The 20458-nt window shown below is 33.8% G+C and carries 19 protein-coding genes and 1 rRNA gene; 6 read left to right on the top strand and 14 right to left on the bottom strand.

Going from position 1 to position 20458, the window contains the following annotated elements:
- The first annotated feature begins 253 nt into the window (after positions 1–253).
- Positions 254–361, top strand: a 5S ribosomal RNA gene (gene rrf, locus ACFO5O_RS07535).
- A gap of 90 nt (positions 362–451) precedes the next feature.
- Here rrf and ACFO5O_RS07530 read toward each other — a convergent pair.
- From ACFO5O_RS07530 to ACFO5O_RS07480, 11 genes are all read right to left on the bottom strand, one after another.
- Positions 452–682, bottom strand: a complete 231-nt coding sequence (locus tag ACFO5O_RS07530) for a DUF6095 family protein (protein ID WP_387962456.1) — start codon at positions 680–682, stop codon at positions 452–454.
- Positions 669–1490 carry an N-acetylmuramic acid 6-phosphate etherase gene (gene murQ, locus ACFO5O_RS07525; protein ID WP_387962454.1) on the bottom strand — a complete coding sequence of 274 codons (822 nt, stop codon included), beginning with the start codon at positions 1488–1490 and terminating at the stop codon, positions 669–671. The genes ACFO5O_RS07530 and murQ overlap by 14 nt, the downstream gene beginning before the upstream one ends.
- A gap of 88 nt (positions 1491–1578) precedes the next feature.
- Entirely contained in the window at positions 1579–2391 is an 813-nt protein-coding gene (locus ACFO5O_RS07520; RefSeq protein WP_387962452.1) for a DUF4249 family protein, read from the bottom strand.
- 1 nt (position 2392) lies between these two features.
- Entirely contained in the window at positions 2393–4765 is a 2373-nt protein-coding gene (locus ACFO5O_RS07515) for a TonB-dependent receptor (protein WP_387962450.1), read from the bottom strand.
- Positions 4766–4833: 68 nt separating this feature from the next.
- Entirely contained in the window at positions 4834–7062 is a 2229-nt protein-coding gene (locus tag ACFO5O_RS07510; RefSeq protein ID WP_387962448.1) for an NADP-dependent isocitrate dehydrogenase, read from the bottom strand.
- Positions 7063–7864: 802 nt separating this feature from the next.
- Complete coding sequence (rplS, locus tag ACFO5O_RS07505; protein ID WP_119029231.1) at positions 7865–8215, bottom strand: 50S ribosomal protein L19; 351 nt, start codon at positions 8213–8215, stop codon at positions 7865–7867.
- A 163-nt stretch (positions 8216–8378) separates the two neighbouring features.
- On the bottom strand, positions 8379–9056 hold the full coding sequence (gene trmD / locus ACFO5O_RS07500; protein WP_387962446.1) for a tRNA (guanosine(37)-N1)-methyltransferase TrmD: 678 nt from the start codon (positions 9054–9056) through the stop codon (positions 8379–8381).
- A 72-nt stretch (positions 9057–9128) separates the two neighbouring features.
- The gene (locus ACFO5O_RS07495) at positions 9129–9566 is read right to left on the bottom strand and encodes a GNAT family N-acetyltransferase (protein ID WP_387962444.1); all 438 of its coding nucleotides are present in this window, start codon (positions 9564–9566) and stop codon (positions 9129–9131) included.
- Between the two features lie 54 nt (positions 9567–9620).
- Positions 9621–10235: a tRNA (guanine-N1)-methyltransferase gene (locus ACFO5O_RS07490; RefSeq protein WP_387962442.1), complete on the bottom strand. Its 615-nt coding sequence runs from the start codon at positions 10233–10235 to the stop codon at positions 9621–9623.
- Between the two features lie 144 nt (positions 10236–10379).
- Complete coding sequence (locus ACFO5O_RS07485; protein ID WP_387962441.1) at positions 10380–11828, bottom strand: glyceraldehyde-3-phosphate dehydrogenase; 1449 nt, start codon at positions 11826–11828, stop codon at positions 10380–10382.
- 149 nt (positions 11829–11977) lie between these two features.
- Positions 11978–13390, bottom strand: a complete 1413-nt coding sequence (locus ACFO5O_RS07480; protein WP_387962439.1) for a trypsin-like peptidase domain-containing protein — start codon at positions 13388–13390, stop codon at positions 11978–11980.
- A 155-nt stretch (positions 13391–13545) separates the two neighbouring features.
- Between ACFO5O_RS07480 and dapF the strand changes: the two genes are divergently transcribed.
- The 5 genes from dapF to ACFO5O_RS07455 all read left to right on the top strand — a co-directional run bounded on the left by dapF (position 13546) and on the right by ACFO5O_RS07455 (position 17574).
- The gene (gene dapF, locus ACFO5O_RS07475) at positions 13546–14325 is read left to right on the top strand and encodes a diaminopimelate epimerase (RefSeq protein ID WP_387962437.1); all 780 of its coding nucleotides are present in this window, start codon (positions 13546–13548) and stop codon (positions 14323–14325) included.
- Positions 14319–14843: a GNAT family N-acetyltransferase gene (locus ACFO5O_RS07470; RefSeq protein WP_387962435.1), complete on the top strand. Its 525-nt coding sequence runs from the start codon at positions 14319–14321 to the stop codon at positions 14841–14843. Before dapF ends, ACFO5O_RS07470 begins: the two co-directional genes overlap by 7 nt.
- Entirely contained in the window at positions 14844–15887 is a 1044-nt protein-coding gene (gene mltG, locus ACFO5O_RS07465; protein WP_387962433.1) for an endolytic transglycosylase MltG, read from the top strand.
- A 2-nt stretch (positions 15888–15889) separates the two neighbouring features.
- Entirely contained in the window at positions 15890–16795 is a 906-nt protein-coding gene (locus tag ACFO5O_RS07460) for a DUF2279 domain-containing protein (RefSeq protein ID WP_387962431.1), read from the top strand.
- A 107-nt stretch (positions 16796–16902) separates the two neighbouring features.
- Positions 16903–17574: a peptidoglycan-binding protein LysM gene (locus tag ACFO5O_RS07455; RefSeq protein ID WP_387962430.1), complete on the top strand. Its 672-nt coding sequence runs from the start codon at positions 16903–16905 to the stop codon at positions 17572–17574.
- A gap of 127 nt (positions 17575–17701) precedes the next feature.
- Here the strand turns inward: ACFO5O_RS07455 and ACFO5O_RS07450 are convergent, their stop codons facing one another.
- The 3 genes from ACFO5O_RS07450 to dnaA are packed head-to-tail and all read right to left on the bottom strand — an operon-like array spanning position 17702 to position 20391.
- Positions 17702–18418: an SAM-dependent methyltransferase gene (locus ACFO5O_RS07450; protein WP_387962428.1), complete on the bottom strand. Its 717-nt coding sequence runs from the start codon at positions 18416–18418 to the stop codon at positions 17702–17704.
- Positions 18419–18471: 53 nt separating this feature from the next.
- Positions 18472–18930, bottom strand: a complete 459-nt coding sequence (locus ACFO5O_RS07445; RefSeq protein ID WP_387962426.1) for a low molecular weight protein-tyrosine-phosphatase — start codon at positions 18928–18930, stop codon at positions 18472–18474.
- A 33-nt stretch (positions 18931–18963) separates the two neighbouring features.
- Positions 18964–20391 carry a chromosomal replication initiator protein DnaA gene (gene dnaA, locus ACFO5O_RS07440; protein ID WP_387962424.1) on the bottom strand — a complete coding sequence of 476 codons (1428 nt, stop codon included), beginning with the start codon at positions 20389–20391 and terminating at the stop codon, positions 18964–18966.
- Positions 20392–20458 lie beyond the last annotated feature (67 nt).

Genomic DNA, 20458 nt, shown 5'->3' with positions numbered 1-20458 from the left:
ATAGGCTATAGGTGTAAAGGCAGTAATGTCATAGCCGAGTAGTACTAATAACCCATAGGCTTATTGAGCCTCCCCCTTCTTTAGGGAAGGGGGATGGAATGTCTTTATAAGCAGTATACAAACTTGTTTTATTTTTTATGTTATGTTGACGGTTTACCGTCCTTTTTTCAATATGTTAAGATATTTGTCACGCTAAAAGCGTGACGCTGGATGCTAAAGTTCCTTTTTAGGACAATAGCAAAAAGCTATAACTTAAGGTGGTTATAGCAACGGGGCTCACCTCTTACCATTCCGAACAGAGAAGTTAAGCCCGTTAGCGCCGATGGTACTGCATTTGTGGGAGAGTAGGTCATCGCCTTTTTTAAAAGCCCTTCATAGTAATATGAAGGGCTTTTTTTTTATATCAATTTTAATAATAAAAAAATAAATTAATAAAAGAAGAAGTACCCTTTTATTTTTTAAACATACTATCTAATATGGTTTTAATTCCCTTAAAACCCAAATAAATGGCAAGACTACAAATTAAAAACCCCAAAATAAGAATAGGGTAGAACAACGAGTTTTCTTTGTCACCTAAAGCCACATAAACTAGCGTAGGACCAGCAAACATGCAAACCAATGAGAGCCCCATAGTATTTAGTCCTTTATATAGTACTTCCTTGTTAGTTTTATTGGTTTCCATTTTCATAGTTTTGAACAGCCAAACGTACGTTTTGGTATTTATTTAGTAGCGTTTTAGCTTCTTCTTGTGAAATTAAGAGTTCATTCATAATCATTCGAATTCCGCGATCAACCAATTTATTGTTACTTAGTTGCATATCAATCATTTTATTCCCTTTAATATGACCAAGCTGAATCATAGTAGCCGTAGAAATCATATTTAAAACCAGCTTTTGGGCCGTTCCTGCTTTCATTCTTGAACTTCCCGTTACAAATTCAGGCCCTACAATAACTTCTACTGGGAATTTTGCAGTATTTGATAAAGGGCTATTGCGATTACAAGTTATACATCCAGTAATAATACCGTGCTCATTACAAGACTTTAATCCTCCAATTACATAAGGAGTTGTGCCCGATGCAGCTATTCCAATTACAACATCTTTTTCTGTTATAAAATATTGTTTTAAGTCTTCCCAAGCTTGAGTAACTGAATCTTCGGCAAATTCAACAGCATTTCTTATTGCGTGGTCTCCTCCTGCTATGATGCCAATTACCAAATCATGCGAAACACCAAAAGTAGGTGGACATTCTGAAGCATCAACAATGCCAAGCCTTCCACTAGTTCCTGCACCTATATAAAATAATCTTCCACCATCTTTTAGTTTAGTAACTATATGTTGTACTAATTTTTCTATTTGAGGAATTGCCTTTTCTACTGCAATTGGAACACTTTTGTCTTCTGAATTGATATTGGTAAGTAACTCTACAACACTCATATTTTCGAGTTGATCGTGGTTAGAATCTTGTTCCGTGGTTTTAGTGAAATTCATTTGGTACAAATTTACAAATTAACACATTAGCCTCAAAGGATAAAATTAAATGTGGCTATTTCTGCCATAAAATTGAAGTTAACTCGAACTATTGAATGGTATAATGGTACTCACTTGTCTCTGAGAGCCGAAAGTAACCTAATGGAAAGTTTTCTGAGTTGGTGATATTAATACAATTACCTCGTACTGTTGCAGGCTGAGTTTCAAAGGGTCCTCCACCTTCGTCACTATTTTGTTGTAGTAGTATAAACATAAACTCATAGTATCGTTTAGAAATGCCATAATTTTTAATAAGTATTTGGTCTCCTGTAGAAAGATCTTCTTCGGCATAAAATCCAAATATTTGATTACCATTTGTGAATTCATCTTTATATACTTCGAGAGTAGGTCTATTTTGTTGATTTAAAAATTCAAATAAATAATAGTTTTCTTCATCTTCTGGGTCTGTATAGAACGCTTTTAGTTCAATTTCTTGACCAGAAAAACCTCCGTCATTTTTTTGTTCAACAAATTCAATTGGGGCAACAGACTTTAAAGTTTCAACAGCCATATAATTTTGATTATTGTACGAAATGAAAAGGGTATATACTTCATTTAGAACTGGTCTAAAGTCACTAGTTTTATACACTCCCGTATTTTCGTCTTCTAGAAAGTTGAATTGATTATTTGAACTATCAGTAACATAAACAATTGCTCCACTGGCAGGTTCAACATTACTGTCAAAATAGGGAGCCGTAAGGGATAGTTTAATACCTTGTTCCATACCATTTGTACCTTTTAACCAATTAATTGAAGCGTCAATGACAAGTTTAGGTTCTGTATTGTTAAGGTTTAAATCAATAACATCTTCACAAGATGTGAATATTAAACTTAAAATTATTAGTTTGAAATAATGCTTCATCTTAAAACTTAAAATTATACGAGATTGAGGGAATAATACCAAAAATTGCTAAGCGAATAGCTTCATTAGTACCTGAATTTCTATTTTCTCTAAATGTTATTGAGGCTGCATTTTTTCGGTTGTATAGATTGTAAATACTAAACACCCATTCTGTTTGCCAAGGTTTAGATGTTGATTTATTAGGATTATAAATTCCAGAAATGTCCAGTCTGTGATAATTTGGTAACCTACTTGAGTTTCTAGCTTCGTAAGTAGGTATAGATATACCGTTGTAATGGTATTGCCCGTTTGGAAATGTGGATGGTTGACCTGTTTGAAATACTAAATTAGCATTTATTGTCCATTTTTTATGAATTGAATAACTTCCTGTAATAGAAACATCATGTGTTTTATCATAAGGCGTTCTATACCATTGTCCGTTGTTTATGCCAGATTCAATTGGGGAGCGACCTTTGGTCTGTTGTTCTGATTTAGATAGGGTATAGGCTAACCATCCTTTTAGTTTTCCTTCATTCTTTTTAAAGAGTACCTCTAAACCATAGGCTCTGGCCTCACCATTTAAAATAACTTGCTCAATAGCATTATTGGCAATTAAATCGGCACCATCAATAAAGTCAATTCGGTTTTTAATGGTTTTATAAAAGCTTTCAAGTTCTAAAGTATATTTTTCATCTTTAAATGTTCTAAAATAGCCTATGGCAAACTGATCTAATAATTGCGGCTTAATATAGTCACCACTAGGTGCCCAAACGTCTAATGGTGTTGGCGAACTAGTATTTGAAAGTAAATGAAGGTATTGGCTCATTCTATTATAACTTCCTTTCAATGAAGAATAATTATTTATTTGGTAGGCAATAGAAAAGCGAGGTTCGAAATTAAAAAAGGATGTGATGATATCACTTCTTTTATATGCATTTACACCTATAGGATCTGCCTTTTCATAGATTTGGAGGTCTTCATTAAATACAACTGGATTATTTTCATTATAGATATTTAGAGCATTTTGCCCTAATCTCAAAAAAGAACTTAATCTAATACCATAACTAATGGCTACTTTATTGCTTAATTGGTGTTCAAGATCAACGTATACAGCATTCTCTAAAGCATATTTATCTGTAAGTTTAAAAGGGTTTATACCAGAAGATGAGGATGTTGGTTCTATTTTTCCAGGATTAAATTTGTAATACACACTATTTAAACCGTAAAACCATTTTAAGGTAGTACTCAAATAATGCTTTAAGTCATATTTAATATTGAAATTTTTAATACCAGAATTCCAATAAAAATCTACAAAATTTAGTTTTAAATTATAGTCATAATCTGAATAAATTAAAGACAAATTAGAAAATAATTTATCTGAAAACAGGTGATTCCATCTAAAGTTTAATACTGAATTTCCATAGGTGTTTTCAAAACTGTCTGCGATCTCAAAGACGTCTCGTCCAAAATAACCAGATAAATAGATGTTGTTATTTTTATTCAGCCTATAGCTCAATTTAGTATTGAGATCATAAAAATAGGCCTTATTATCAATATCAAACACAGGTAAAAGTAGGTGGATATAACTACTTCGTCCACCTAATAGAAAAGCTCCTTTTTCTTTTTTAATTGGACCTTCGGCAAGTAGTCTACTCGATACAAGACCAATTCCTCCATTGAAATGAAATTCTTTGCTATTGCCTTCCTTTTGATAAATGTCTAAAACTGATGAGACCCGTCCTCCATATTTGGCAGGAATACCCCCTTTGTACAATTTTATATCTTTTATGGCATCTGGATTAAATACAGAGAATAAACCAAATAAATGTGAAGAGTTAAAGATGGTTGCTTCATCTAGTAGAATTAAGTTTTGATCAGCAGCCCCACCTCTAACATTAAACCCAGAAGCACCTTCTCCGGCATTGGTTACACCAGGAAGTAATGTTATCGATTTAATGATATCTGCTTCGCCAAGAACTACAGGTATTTGTTTAATAGTCTTTATCGATAGTGCATTGATGCTCATTTGTGGGTTACGTAAATTCAGGGTTTCGACATTAGTTTCTATAACTACTTCCTCCAAATTAAGGCTTGATTCTGATAATCTAATGTCTAGGTTAATATTTGAATTTAAATCGACCGTTTTAATAATAGTTTGAAAGCCTATATAGGTTATTTGGATTTCATAAAGGCCTTTAGGTAATGTAATTGAATAAAAACCGTATTCATTGGTTGTTGTACCAATTTGAAGATTTTCAACAATAATATTGGCAGAAATTAAGGTTTCATTACTTAAAATATCACTAACCGTCCCGCTCAATGTGTGTTTTTCTTGTGCTAATAGACCTGTAGTTAGACTACATAATAAAATGATGAAGCATTGTAGTCTATTCATTTAGCAGTTTTTGTAAAAATAAAAAAGCTCCTAAAGAAAAAGGAGCTTTTTAAATTAACTTTTTGAATTTAAGCAAGTTCGGCTATAATTGAATTGAATACTTTACTAGGTCTCATAATTTCATCAACTAAAATCGAATCAGGTTTATAATATCCGCCAATATCTACTGAATGACCTTGAACTTTGTTTAGTTGGTTCAAAATTTCATTTTCATTTTGCGCTAATTTTTTAGCAATTGTAGTAAATTCTTGCTTTAAATTTTCATCTTTATTTTGATTGGCAAGAGCTTGTGCCCAATATAATGCTAAATAGAAATGACTACCTCTATTATCGAGTTGGCCAACGGTTCTTTGAGGGCCTTTATCTCTTTCTAATAAAGTTTCAGTTGCTTCATCTAATGTTTCGGACAAAACTAAAGCTCTCTGATTATTTATTTTCTCTCCAAGATGTTCAAGTGACACGGCTAATGCTAAAAACTCTCCCAATGAATCCCAACGTAAATGATTTTCATGTAATAGTTGTTCAACATGTTTAGGAGCAGATCCACCTGCACCAGTTTCAAATAATCCCCCACCATTCATTAAAGGAACTATAGAAAGCATTTTAGCACTGGTTCCTACTTCTAAAATTGGAAATAAATCGGTTAAGTAGTCACGCAATACGTTTCCTGTAACCGAAATAGTATCTTTTCCTTCTTTAATGCGTTCTAGCGTAAATTGTGTTGCTTCAATTGAAGAAAGTATTCTAATATCTAACCCTGTGGTATCATGATTAGGTAAATAGATATTAACTTTTTTGATTAATTCTGCATCATGAGCTCTATTTTTATCTAACCAGAAAACGGTAGGAGTATTTGTTGCTCGCGCTCTAGAAACAGCTAATTTTATCCAATCTTGAATTGGCGCATCTTTGGTTTGGCACATTCTCCAAATATCTGCAGATTCAACCTCATGTTCTAATATAACCTTATTATTTTGGTCTAAAACTTGAACTTTTCCTTCAGCTTCAATTTCAAAAGTTTTATCATGGGAACCATATTCTTCTGCTTTTTGAGCCATTAATCCAACGTTTGGAACTGTTCCCATCGTGGTAGGATCAAATGCACCATGTTTTTTACAGAATTCAATGGTTGCCGTATAAACACCCGCATAACTGCTGTCAGGAATTATGGCCTTCGTATCTTGAAGTTGACCCTTGGCATTCCACATTTGTCCAGAAGTTCTTATCATGGCCGGCATTGAGGCATCAATAATTACATCACTTGGTACATGAAGGTTGGTAATCCCACGATCAGAATTCACCATAGCTAAATCGGGTCCATTTTCAAGCGCTTTTGAAATGTCTTTTTTAATTTCATCGTGTTTTTCCTGTGGTAATTCTGCTAATTTATCAAGAAGGTTTCCAAGCCCGTTGTTAGGGTTTATACCTAAACTTTCAAAAGTTTCATCATGTTTATTGAAAACATCAGCAAAAAACATTTTCACCGCATGTCCAAAAATAATTGGGTCAGATACTTTCATCATTGTGGCTTTCATATGTAATGAAAGCAACACATCATTTGATTTAGCATCGTTTATTTCGGCTTTTAGAAATTCAAGTAATGCAGTTTTACTCATCACTGTGGCATCAATAATTTCGCCTTTTTGAATAGCAAAACTGTCCTTAAGAATTGTTTGTTGGCCATTAGTGCCTAGATGAAGGATTTTAATGGTCGTAGCTTCACTTAAAGTCAGAGATTTTTCGTTATGTGCAAAATCGCCATGATCCATTGTTGCAACATGAGTTTTAGATGTGCTAGACCATGCTCCCATAGAATGTGGGTTCTTTTTTGCGTAATTTTTTACGGCTTTTGGAGCTCTTCTGTCTGAATTACCTTCTCGTAGTACTGGATTTACAGCACTTCCTTTAATTTTATCGTAGCGTTGTTTTATGTCTTTTTCAGAATCGTTTTTAGGCTCATCAGGATAATTGGGTAAATTATAGCCTTTACTTTGTAATTCTGAAATAGCTGCTTTTAATTGTGGTACTGATGCACTAATATTTGGCAATTTAATAATGTTAGCATCGGGCTGTTTTGCAAGTTCTCCTAATTCAGCTAATGCATTAGGAATTCGTTGATTCTCATTTAAAAATTCAGGAAAACTGGAAATTATACGACCGGCCAGTGAAATATCTTTAGTTTTAAAAGTGATATTTGATGAGGCCGTAAATGCCTGAACAATTGGTAAAAATGATTGGGTTGCTAAAGCTGGTGCTTCGTCAGTTTTTGTATATACAATTGTTGATGTATTAGCCATTGATGCGATTTAATTAATAGTACATTGGGCGCTTATTTTTAAAGCCTTGCAAATATACAAAAAACATATAGTTTACATAGTCTAGTTAGCAATGGTATTTAATGATTTCAATGCACTTTTATGGATTGTTTAAAAAAGAAGTAATAAAAAAACAAAAGCCATATCATGGTAGCAAAACTACTTTGACATGGCTTTCTTTGAAACAGTTACTTCGTGATCTAATTAACATTTCTGCTAAATCAGCCGATTAGAATTTTCATCCAAAATCGTCCTTTTCAATTCAAGGTTCACCATTTCAATGAAACATCTCATAACTTTCAAAATGTATTGACTTGTTACTTGAATGTTTCAGTTATTGTTTTTCTTGATGCTTTTTATTTTACATTTCGCTTGCGCGTCATGCACTTTCAAAAGCATTGTTTCTTATGTTAACTTTTGTTTTCACTAGAGTTACTTTCAGAAACTTTCAACTTTCCTAGTTTTGACCTACTTGCGCATGTCACACTTTTTAAAGTATCATGGTTTTTCTGCTGCCCATGCATACACATGGCGTTTCAAAACCTCAAAAAACAATTTAATAAAGAACGTTACTTTATACGACTTCAACATTAACTCAACTGTTACATTGCGAACAACACGAATGTTGTTGTTTAATCGTTTAGCTAATATATAACAAGATTCGAAAATTGCAAATTTTTCACTCAATTAGATATCAACGCTTTATGAACCAGAGTTATTAACAATGGTTAATAAAAAAAGCCTTGAAGAAATCAAGGCTTTAGTGTATAAGGTTATGAAGTGTTTAATTTCTAACTTCTTTAATTCTAGCTTTTTTACCAGTAAGACCTCTGAAATAATAGATTCTAGCGCGTCTAACTTTACCTCTTTTGTTGACTTCAATTTTTTGAAGCGCTGGAAGATTGATTGGGAAGATACGCTCTACACCAACAGTTCCTGACATTTTTCTGATTGTAAATGTTTCTGAAGCTCCAGATCCTTTACGTTGTAAAACCACACCTTTGAAAAACTGTGTGCGTTTTTTGTCACCTTCTCTAATTTCGTAATACACGGTAATTGTGTCACCGGCTCCAAATTCTGGAATATCTTTTTTTGCTACAAATTCGTCTTGAACAAATTTTACTAAAGAATTCATCTTTTAATGATTTAAAATGGTTGATTCAAACCAACATTCACGTATCTCGCCAGAGGTTAATCTGAAATTGGATGCAAAGATAGTTAATAATCAATAATGCACAATTAATAATTAATAAATTTTTGATCTTAAATTAGTGCTATAATAAATTTGAAGTTTGCATTTATTCATCCAATAAATCTGGTCGGCGTTCCTTGGTTCTTAAATAGGCTTGTTCTTCTCGCCATTGTTCAATTTTTGGAAAATTTCCACTAAATAAAATTTCTGGGACTTGCATCCCTTTGTAATCACGAGGCCTTGTATAAATTGGAGGTGCTAATAAATTATCTTGAAAGGAATCTGTAAGGGCTGAAGTTTCATTTCCTAATACACCAGGGATTAATCTTATAACAGCATCACAAAGTACTGCTGCACCTAATTCGCCACCAGATAAGACATAGTCTCCAATTGAAATTTCTCTTGTAATAAACTTATCTCTAACTCTTTGGTCTACACCCTTATAATGCCCGCATAGAATAATAATATTCTCTTTAAGTGAGACTTGATTAGCGATACCTTGATTAAGGCGTTCGCCATCGGGTGTCATATAAATAATCTCGTCATATGAGCGTTCAGATTGAAGTTTTGAAATGCATTTATCAATGGGTTCGATCATCATTACCATTCCTGCACCACCTCCAAATTGGTAATCATCTACAGATTTGTAATTATCGGTAGTATAATCCCTTAAGTTGTGAAAGTGTACTTCTACCAAATTGGCCTCAATGGCACGTTTTAAAATCGAAGCTTCAAATGGACTTTGGAGTAATTCAGGTAATACTGTAATAATATCTATGCGCATTTATAATGGTTTTGCTATGCAAAGATGCGAAAAATATGCTATTGAATGTCTTGTATTAAAGTGCTATTTGAATTACTCCAAAGTCCAATTGTAAAATAAATCCTTGTCTTTTGTAAACCCAAGTCGCTCATACAGTTTTTGAGCGGGATTATCACTTGCAGTTTGAAGTGCTAAACCTTTGTAATTTTTGGCCATGCAAAGTAACTTTGCTTTATTAATTAATGCCTCACCGATACCTTGCCCACGATAGTTGGACATTACATAAAGATCATTTAGCAAATACATGGGTTTCATCGAAACGGATGAAAACAAAGGGTAAAGCTGTGTGAAACCGACGGCATTGTTATCTACAAAAGCCAAATAGATAATGGATTCTTTATTTTGAAGTCGTTCCTTCAAAAATTGTTCGGCAGCTTCTAAATTAGAGGGTTGCTTATAAAATATTCTATAGGCATTAAATAAAGGCGCTAATTCTGGTAAATGACTGATATTTGCTTCGGTTATGGACATAAAAAAAATCTGTAAGGAAAAATACAGATTTTTTATTAGCGGAAGAAAACTATCCTATGATTTTTTTTGTTTGTTTATTTCATCTTGTAACTGTCGTCGCACTTTTTGCTCACGTTCAAGTGCTGTACGTCTATGTTCCTCATATTCTTCTTCGGTTTCTGCCAATGCCTTTTTCGCTTGTGAAGTAATTGCATTACTATTTTTAAATTTAAAAATAAAGAATAATAGTAAAGCCAAAAGTCCTGCGATAATAGTCCACATTAATCCATTATAGCCGCCCTTGCTCATTTGCATTCCGAATAGAGCCATACTGTCCTTTTCCTTAATAGTATTGTCTAAACTGGTTTTTGTATTGGCAAGATTTGTTTTGAGTTGATTAATTTCACTGGCTTGGGTGTTTACTGTATTTTGCGTTTCGGTTAATTCATTCTTCACCGCGTTTAAAGAATCAATGGTATGTGCCTTTAAGGCATAGAGCCAATTTTTCTTTACAACTTTATAATCCTGATAGTTGTTTGATCTTTGGATAACATATTCAAATTGATTATCGATAGTACCTTCATTAAGCGACAGTTTTTCTTCATCTTGGTCTGTGTTATCTTGAGCGTTTATAGATGCTGAAAGTACTAGGGTTAGGGATGTTAAAAATACAGTTTTAATGATTTTCATTTTTTGGTAGGATTTTCTAATTGGTTTTATGTTGAACAATATAATAAATTCTTAGCCATGATTGGGTAGAATTTAAAAAAGATAGCCTCACGATTGCGAGGCTATTCTATATACGATTCAAAATCCAATTTGGATGTTTGTTGATTAATAATAGGTAAATCGTCTAACTTTTGAAATGTATTTTGCTAAACGAATAACTTGATGGCTATAGCCATATTCGTTATCATACCAAACATATAATACTACATTTTTGCCGTCGGCTCTCACAATAGTAGCTTTACTATCATAAATAGATGGTGCTGAGCTTCCTATGATATCAGTCGATACCAACTCATCACTCATCTCATATTTTATTTGCTCAACTAGATGTCCTTCTAATGCATATTTTTTAATAATAGTATTCATACTGTCAACCGAAGTAGGTGTTTTTAGCTCTAAGTTTAAAATCGCCAATGAACCATTGGGAACAGGAACACGAATAGCATTTGAAGTTAATTTGCCTTCTAAAGCTGGTAATGCTTTTGCCACTGCGCTTCCTGCACCAGTTTCAGTAATGACCATATTTAATCCAGCTGCACGACCACGTCTGTATTTACTGTGAAAATTATCAACCAAGTTTTGATCGTTGGTGTAAGCATGAATAGTTTCTAAATGCCCGCTAACAATTCCAAACGAGTCTTCAACTGCTTTTAAAACAGGGGTAATGGCATTTGTAGTACAAGAGGCTGCTGAAAAAATATCCACTTCGTCGGGATTATAATCATTGTGATTTACACCATGAACAATATTAGGAATGCCTTTTCCCGGTGCCGTAAGCAATACTTTTTCAACCCCTTTTGATTTTAGATGTCGGTTTAGTGCTTCTTTATCTCTAAAAACTCCAGTATTGTCTACGACTAATGCATTTTTGATGCCATACGATGTGTAATCAATATCTTCAGGAGCATTGGCCGATATAATTTTAACTGTCGTCCCATTTATAATAAGCGCTTCGTTTTTCACATCAACGCTTACGGTTCCTGAAAAATCGCCATGAACCGAATCGTTACGCAAAAGCGATGCTCTTTTTTCTAATATGGTTTCGTTTATGTCCCCTCTAGTCACAATAGCTCTTAAGCGTAATTGACTTCCTTTGCCTGTTCTTGCCATTAATTCTCGAGCAACTAATCTACCGATCCTTCCAAAACCATACAGAACAACATCCTTAGGTTTGATAGCATCATTTTTACTAGCATCTTTTAGTTTATCAGAAACAAAAGCCAATGCGCTATTATGTCTTTGATCGGCTACATGATATTCATAAGTGAGTTTGCCAATATCTAATTTAGCAGGAGGAATATCTAGTGTTTTGATGGCCTGTGCTAGTTCAACCGAATCAAAAATTGATATTGGTTTTTGCACAAATGCTCCAGCATATTCGTGAAGGTTTAAAATTTCACTTACATTTTTGTCAATTAATTGATTTCTAAAAATGACCAGTTCAATAGATTTATCGTACCAAAGATCATTAACAATTTTAATGAATTCAACAGTAGCGCGTCTTCGATCTGCTTGAAATGCTAATTCTTTTTCGTAAGTTCCGTTTAAAGGCATTGTTTTTTAAGGTTTTAAGATGTTGTGTGTTTTGAAAATTTTTGCAAAAGTAACATATTTCAAACGTTTTCGTAAAGTATTTTAACAATAAAAAACCCTTTAACTATTTCTTAAGGTCAAAGGGTTTTTTAAAATTATGGAATCACACTTTATCTCCAATAGAAGTTTTCTTTTTCACCGTTTTTATTAATGATTTCAAATTTTAGAGGTTCATCTGAAGATTTATTATCTATAACACGTTTAGCCTCTTCTATTGAATTTATTTCTACTCCATTAATGGCGGTTAAAATACAGCCTTCTTCAATACCATTCGCTTTCCAATTACTGGCGTAGCGACCATCCAACTGTGCAATCTTCACACCATTTTTAACTTTGAATTTTCTTAAATCAGAAGTTTTGGCATCTTTAACGCGTCCTAGAATAGGTAAATCTACCGTAAGATTTTTAACTAATGTAACAGGCAAAACTTTTGTTTTATTATCTCTTGTAATAGTAACATTAACCACATCATTAGGTCGTTTTGTGCTTAAATAGCCACTCAAATCTGAAAATTTAGAAATGTCGACATTATCAATTCGTTTAATCACATCACCACTTTGAATGCCAGCTTTTTCGGCACCAGAATCTTCTTCGACAGAACTTATGTAAAATCCTTGAGTATCTTTTACTCCAAATTGTTCAGCTGCTTTGCTGTTAAGTGGTCCACCCGTAACACCTAATATACCCGTTTGTACATCGCCATATTCCATGATGTCTTCAACTACTTTTCTGGCAATGTTACTAGGTACTGCAAAGGAATAACCAATGTATGAACCTGTTTGTGATGTAATGGCCGTATTAATCCCAATTAAATCGCCGTTAACATTTACCAACGCTCCACCTGAATTCCCAGGATTAACTGCAGCGTCAGTTTGTATAAATGATTGTGAATTTCTTCCTGATAAATCTCTAGATTTTGCACTAATAATCCCTGCGGTTACCGTAGAGGTTAAATTAAAAGGGTTCCCAACAGCCAATACCCATTCGCCAATTTGTGCTTGATCAGAATCTCCAAAAGTGATGTAAGGTAAATCGTCATCAGCTTTAATTTTTAAAAGAGCCATATCTGTTTTTTCATCAGTACCAATTAGCTCTGCTTCATAAATTCTGTTATCATTTAGCGTGATACCAATCTCTTTAGCACCATTAATCACATGGTTGTTAGTAATAATATAACCATCAGGTGAAATAATAACACCGCTTCCGGTACCAATTTGTGCACGTTCAGATTTTCTTCCAAAGAACAAATCCTCAAATGTTACTGGACCCGAAATAACGGCCGTATTTTTAACATGTACCACGGCATGAATGGTTTTATCTGCGGCCTTAATGAAATTTGGGCTTTCGGTGTTTAATAAATTAGTGGTTTTGGCGTCATAATTTGCTGTTGGAACAAAAAACGGAGAAGTATTTTCGATGTTTGAAGCTATAGTAGAATCAGGTTCTACAAAAAGCTTGTAGGCAGAAAGTGTTATGATTCCTCCTAATACCGAAACAAAAACTAATGTTAAAATCTTTTTCATTGATACTTGAGTTTTGGGTTTGAATTTATTTTATCTAACGTCTAAAATTAATTAATTATTGAAATCGCGTTTTTGGTTTAACGATTTTTAACGTCACTTTTAACGACTATTTAACACTACAAAAACCAAGGTATTATTCCTATATTTGCCAGATAATGACACATACCTTTTATAAATATCAAGGAACAGGAAACGATTTTGTGATGATAGATAATCGTCAATCTATTTTCAACAAAAAAAATACCAAACTCGTAGCACACCTTTGTGACCGACGTTTTGGCATTGGAGCCGACGGTCTTATACTCTTGGAAAGCCATGACACTTATGATTTTAAGATGGTATATTTCAATGCTGACGGGAATGAAAGCTCTATGTGTGGGAATGGCGGAAGATGCATAACCGCATTCGCAAAACATTTAGGTATTATACAAGATAAGGCAGTATTTGAAGCCATTGATGGATTGCATCACGCGAGAATTGAAGGCGATTTGGTACATCTTCAAATGCAGGACGTGTCTGATGTACAACATCATCCAGGACATGTTTTTCTTAATACAGGTTCACCACACCATGTTCAAATGGAACAACAACTTGATGTATTAGATGTAAAAACCCAAGGGGCTAAAATACGATATGGCCAGCCTTATAATTCTTCTGGAAGCAATGTTAATTTTGTTAGTAAAATTTCGAATGACATTTTTTCAGTCAGAACTTATGAAAGAGGAGTCGAGGATGAAACTTTATCATGTGGAACTGGTGTAACCGCAGTGGCTTTAGCTATGAACTATACTGGAGAAACTAATATGAATAAAGTCACTTTAAAAACTCCAGGAGGTGATCTTAAGGTCTCATTTGAAAAATCTAATGACGGATATCGAAATATTTGGCTTATAGGGCCAGCACTTCTGGTATTTAAGGGAACAATCTCATGGTAACACTTAAAGGTAAACATATAAATTTACGTGCATTAGAACCAGAGGATTTAGAGTTTGTATATGAGATTGAAAACGATGAAGCCATATGGGAATTTAGTAATACTATTGCCCCTTTTTCGCGATATACCATTAAACAATACCTTGAAAACTCACATAAGGACATTTTTGAAGTTAAACAATTACGTCTAGTCATCACAGCCCAAACTAATGACGCTTTGGGGCTTATAGATATTTTTGATTTCGATTTTATAAATCGAAGAGCAGGTGTGGGGATATTAGTCAAAAGCATCAACAATAGGCAAAAAGGATATGGAAGTGAAGCTTTACAGTTATTAATGGACTACTGCAAAACCCATTTAAGCTTACATCAATTATATTGTAATGTGTCTGAAGACAACGAAATTAGCTTGAAGCTTTTTAAAAAACTAGGTTTTGAAGTTGTTGGATTAAAAAAAGATTGGAACAAAGTTAAAGGTACTTTCAAAAACGAATATTTATTACAACATATTTTTAATTAAATGTATTTAAAAAAGTTACTTTGGGCCATTGCCCTAATAGGCCTAGCAATTGCAGCATATTTTGCGTATTATGTATATACTGCAATGTTTAAAGAAAATACAGCTTTCAATAATGAACAAGCCTATATCTATATACCAACCAATGCAAGCTATACCGATGTTCGATCTCAATTAGAACCACTTTTAAAAGATATTGAGTCGTTTGATGCCTTGGCTAAACAGAAAAAATATACTTCAAATATAAAAGCAGGTAAGTATTTGATTAAAAAAGGAATGAATAATAATGATATTATCAATTCCATAAGAAGTAAAAACATTCCTATAAACGTAGCTTTTAATAATCAAGAGACTTTAGAAAAGCTTGCTGGGCGTATTGCAATGCAAATTGAAGCCGATAGTCTTGACATATTAAAAACTATGGAAGACGAAACATTTTTAAAAGCAAATGGATTCTCTAAACAAACCGCACTCGGAATGTATATACCTAATAGTTATGAATTTTTCTGGAATACATCTGCAGATCAGTTTAGAGACCGCATGCTAAAAGAATATAATCGGTTTTGGAACGAAGGCAGAACAAAAAAAGCTGCTGATTTAAACTTGACAAAATCTCAAGTAATGTCCTTGGCATCCATAGTTCATGAGGAATCCAAGCAAGCTAGTGAACAACCCCGAATTGCAGGAGTATACATAAATAGATTAAAAATAGGAATGCCTTTACAAGCCGATCCAACGTTAAAATTTGCGGCATATCAATTACCTCAATATGAAAACACCATAATAAAAAGAGTGCTAAATATTCATAAAACCATTGATTCACCATACAATACTTATATGTATGCAGGATTACCACCAGGTTTAATTGCAATGCCTGATATATCTGCCATAGATGCGGTTTTGAATTATGAAACACACGACTATCTGTACTTTGCTGCAGATGCACAGCGCCTAGGGTTTCATAAGTTTGCTAAAACTTTGAGTCAGCACAATGTAAATGCTAGAGAATACCAAAGGTATCTGTCTTCACAAGGTATAAATAAATAAAAGTGAAACGGTTCTTCATACATCTAATTATAGGTTTTGCAGGACTAATTTCATTTTCACAATCTCAATTAGATTTATTTTTAAAGCCAAGTGATACGTTAAATAAATCGCGTCGAAATGCTGTAGTAATTTCCGAAGCAGTTTTGGGAGGTTTTACGCTGATTGGACTTAATCAATTATGGTATAAAGACTACCCACAATCTAAATTCCACACCCTTAACGATAATGACGAATGGTACCAAATGGATAAAATGGGCCATGTGTTTTCTGCATATCAGTTAAGTAGAGTAGGTGCAAATGTATTGAATTGGAGTGGCGTACGTAAAAAAGATCAGCTGCTTTATGGTGCAACCTTGGGCTATACATTTTTAACGGTAGTTGAGATTTTTGATGGTTATTCAGAAGAGTGGGGGTTTTCTTGGGGAGATATAATTGCTAATACAGCTGGAACGGGTTTATACGTTGGTCAAGAGTTACTTTGGAATGAACAACGCATTACTTTAAAGTTTTCTTTTCATCAAACAAAGTATGCGTTACAGCGCCCTGATAAGTTAGGTGATGGGTATTTGGAGGAATTATTAAAAGATTATAATGGTCAAACGTATTGGCTAAGTGTTAATTTGCATTCATTTTTTAAAAATGCGAGGCTGCCTAAATGGTTAAATGTTGCTGTTGGTTATGGTGTAGACGGACTTTTAACGGGAAAAACTGAAAATATTGATCAAAATTTTGAACAAAACAGACGTCGACAATGGTACCTGAGTTTAGATATTGACTTAACTAAAATTCAAACAAATTCTCGCGTTTTAAGAACGATATTTGACGTTTTTAATGCTATAAAAGTGCCATTTCCTGCTATGGAGTTCACCGAAAAAAACGGCATAAAGCTACACGGCGTCTGGTTTTGAGGCATTTAAACGATTAATTTCGAGGTTTTAATAAATAGTCATACCTTTGCAGACTGAAATTTGAGCCAAGTATTTGGGGAATTTTAGGCTTAACAAAATTAGGTATTATGATGAAAAAAGTAATTAACTATTTTGCTATCCCTCTAGCCATCATTGCAATAATTGTTGTTGCATTACAATCGAACTCTACTGTAGATCCAGAAATCTATTCTACAGATGGTCTTGAACTTGACTTTACTGTATCTGAAGATATAGCCTTTAATGGTCAGGTTTCAAAATCCTCCTCTCATATTAATGTACACCATACCTATGTGCCTTATTTAGGAAAATCGTACAACGGTTTTAAAGAAGCATTAGGTTTTAAAGAGTCAAGAGGGAATTATTTTTCAGTAAACACATTTGGATATTTAGGCAAATATCAATTTGGTGCTGAAACTCTAAAACTAATTGGAATTTACAATCCTAACACATTTTTGTATAGCCCGGAGCTTCAGGAAAAGGCTTTTTTAGCCAACGCCGAACGAAATAAATGGATTTTAAGAAAAGATATTGATCGTTTTGTAGGTAAAAAAATTGCTGGTGTTACCATTACTGAATCTGGAATTTTAGCCGCAGCTCATCTCGCTGGCCCAGGAAGTGTGAAGAAATTTTTAAGAAGTTATGGCAATTATAATTTTTCTGACGCTTTTGGAACTTCAATTACTTCATATATGAAACGTTTTTCTGGCTATGATACGTCATCAATTAAACCAGACAAACGAGCTAAAGCTGTTTTATAAAAGACTACACTACTTTTGATTATAAAAAAGGACCCGCAATTATGCGGGTCCTTTTTTATTGGCATGAGAAAAATAGTTCTTAAACCGAGCAATTTAGTATGCTAAATAAAATGAGTTTATGTTAAGATTAATCCTTATGAATGATAAATATGGCTGGTCGCTTATGTAAATCAACCTTAATTTGGTTCCACTCGTTAATAGTAGTAGTTTTAATATACTCGGTAGGTAATGTAAGATCACAAGCCACGCAAAGTCTAGTATTTGGTTGTAAGGTTGTACAAATATCTTCCAGTATTTTATTGTTCCTATAAGGTGTTTCTATAAACAACTGTGATTGGTTTTGTTCATGAGATAACTTTTCCAATCGTTTCAATGCAGATTTACGTTCATTTTTATCGATAGGTAGATATCCATTAAAGGCGAAACTTTGTCCATTCATACCGGAGCCCATTAAGGCTAAAATAATGGATGATGGACCAACCAAGGGCACTACGCGAATACCATTTGCATGAGCCAATCGCACTATATCAGATCCAGGATCAGCTATAGCCGGACAACCAGCTTCTGAAAGAAATCCCATTGACTTACCTTCTTTACAAGCATCTAAAAAATGATCGAGTTCGTGATCTTGAGTGTATTTATTTAATAGCTTCAGATTGAGAATAGCTTGTGACTTACCCGTACTCACTCGTTTTATAAATCGTCTGGCTGTTTTTTCGTTTTCCACAATATAGTCATCAACTTCTTCAATAACTCGTTTGATGGATAATGGTAAGACTTCTAGTGGAGGGTTGTCACCAAGTCGCGTTGGTATTAAATATAAAATTCCGAAATTGGTATTCACTGCTAGCTTGAATTATAATTCACAAATTACGAAAAAACAGTTATAGTCACTGTCTAATTTTTTTGAAGTTTTTGGGAGACAGTTTCACAAACTTGATCTAGTAGATTATAAACATATTCAAATCCACTACGATCGCCATAATAAGGATCTGGTACATTTTTAACTTTAACTGACTCGTCTTCATCAAGGATTAGCCTTACTTTAGAAATATCATCCTTGTCCCGGGCTAACTTAATAATGTTGTCATAATTGGATTCATCCATGGCGTAAATAATGTCGAATTCATCAAAAAAAGAAGATCGAAATTGCTGGCCTCGTTGTTGGGAAATATCCAATCCATGCTTTTTTGCAACCGCAATAGATCTTTGGTCCGGTGGATCTCCTATATGATAATTGGCTGTACCGGCAGAATCTACATAAAATTGGTCTGAAGGTAACTTAGATGCCAATATACCATGAGCTAATGGCGAACGACAGATATTGCCCAAGCATACCATTAAGATTTTTTTCATGTTATTTTTCCGAGACATCGGAAATGGATTAAATTAAATAGATAACTTTTTTGAAAGATCTTCAACGTATTTTCTAAACTGCTTATCAGTAGAAGAGAGGTTGTCGACAGTTTTACAGGCATGAAGCACTGTAGCATGGTCGCGTTTTCCTATTTGTGATCCTATACTGGCTAAAGAAGCTTTGGTGAATTTTTTTGCGAAGAACATCGCTAATTGCCTAGCTTGAACAATATGGCGTTTTCTTGTTTTAGATTGTAAGGTATTTACGTCCATCTGAAAATAATCAGAAACCACTTTTTGGATATAATCTATAGAAACTTCTCGTTTGGTATTCTTTACAAATTTTTCAACGACATCTTTTGCGAGGTTGACCGTAATTTCTTTTTTATTGAAAGACGATTGTGCAATCAAAGAGATGATAGCACCTTCTAGTTCCCGTACATTGGTTTTAATGTGTTTAGCAACATATTCAATGATATCATCATGCATTTCAACACCATCGCGATACAATTTATTTTTCAAGATAGAAACGCGAGTTTCAAAATCAGGGCTTTGTAATTCTGCAGACAATCCCCATTTAAAACGAGACAACAAACGTTGTTCAATATCCTGCATATCTACGGGCGCTTTGTCACTTGTTAAAATAACCTGCTTTCCATTTTGATGTAAATGGTTGAATATATGGAAGAATACATCTTGCGTTCCTGATTTACCAGATAAAAATTGAACATCATCAATGATGAGAACATCAATAATTTGATAAAAATGAATGAAATCGTTACGGTTGTTTTTCTTTACCGAATCAATATATTGTTGAGTAAATTTTTCTGCTGAAATATAAAGTACCGTTTTTTCAGGATACTTGTCTTTAATGTCTATACCTATAGCGTGAGCTAAATGCGTTTTTCCTAATCCAACACCTCCAAAAATCAATAATGGATTAAAAGATGTTCCTCCTGGTTTGTTGGCTACTGCAATCCCTGCATTTCTTGCCAAACGGTTGGAGTCACCTTCTAGAAAATTCTCAAAATTGTAATTAGGATTAAGCTGTGATTCAATTTTTACATTTCTAATTCCCGGAATTACAAATGGGTTTTTTAGTTCTGGGTTTTTATTCTTTAATGGAATATCAACATCTTGCGATTTAACTGCACCTCTATTAGTACTTGGGATTTTTTCAGTGAACGGTTGTTTGTTACCGTAGGTGTTTTCCATTTTAATAATGTAAACCAATTTGGCTTGCTCGCCTAACTCTTTGGTTAACGCTACTTTAAGGATTTTTACGTAATGTTCTTCAAGCCATTCATAGAAGAATTTACTGGGGACTTGAATACTCAAGGCTCTATCAGAAAGTTTAACTGCGAGTATTGGCTCAAACCATGTTTTATATGCCTGGGGTTGAATATTATCCTTTATAAATGAGAGACAATTGTTCCAAACCGATTGCGCAGTTACATCCATTCTTTAAACTTAATTTGTTGTTAGTTAGTTAGCAAAAAAAAGAGAAAATTGAGTTTCTCTTGAATCA

Origin of the sequence: Geojedonia litorea (genome assembly GCF_042654525.1) — a bacterium.
Lineage (GTDB): Bacteria > Bacteroidota > Bacteroidia > Flavobacteriales > Flavobacteriaceae > Geojedonia > Geojedonia litorea.
Note: the sequence above shows the minus strand (reverse complement) of the source record. Positions and strands in the feature narration are given on the sequence as shown.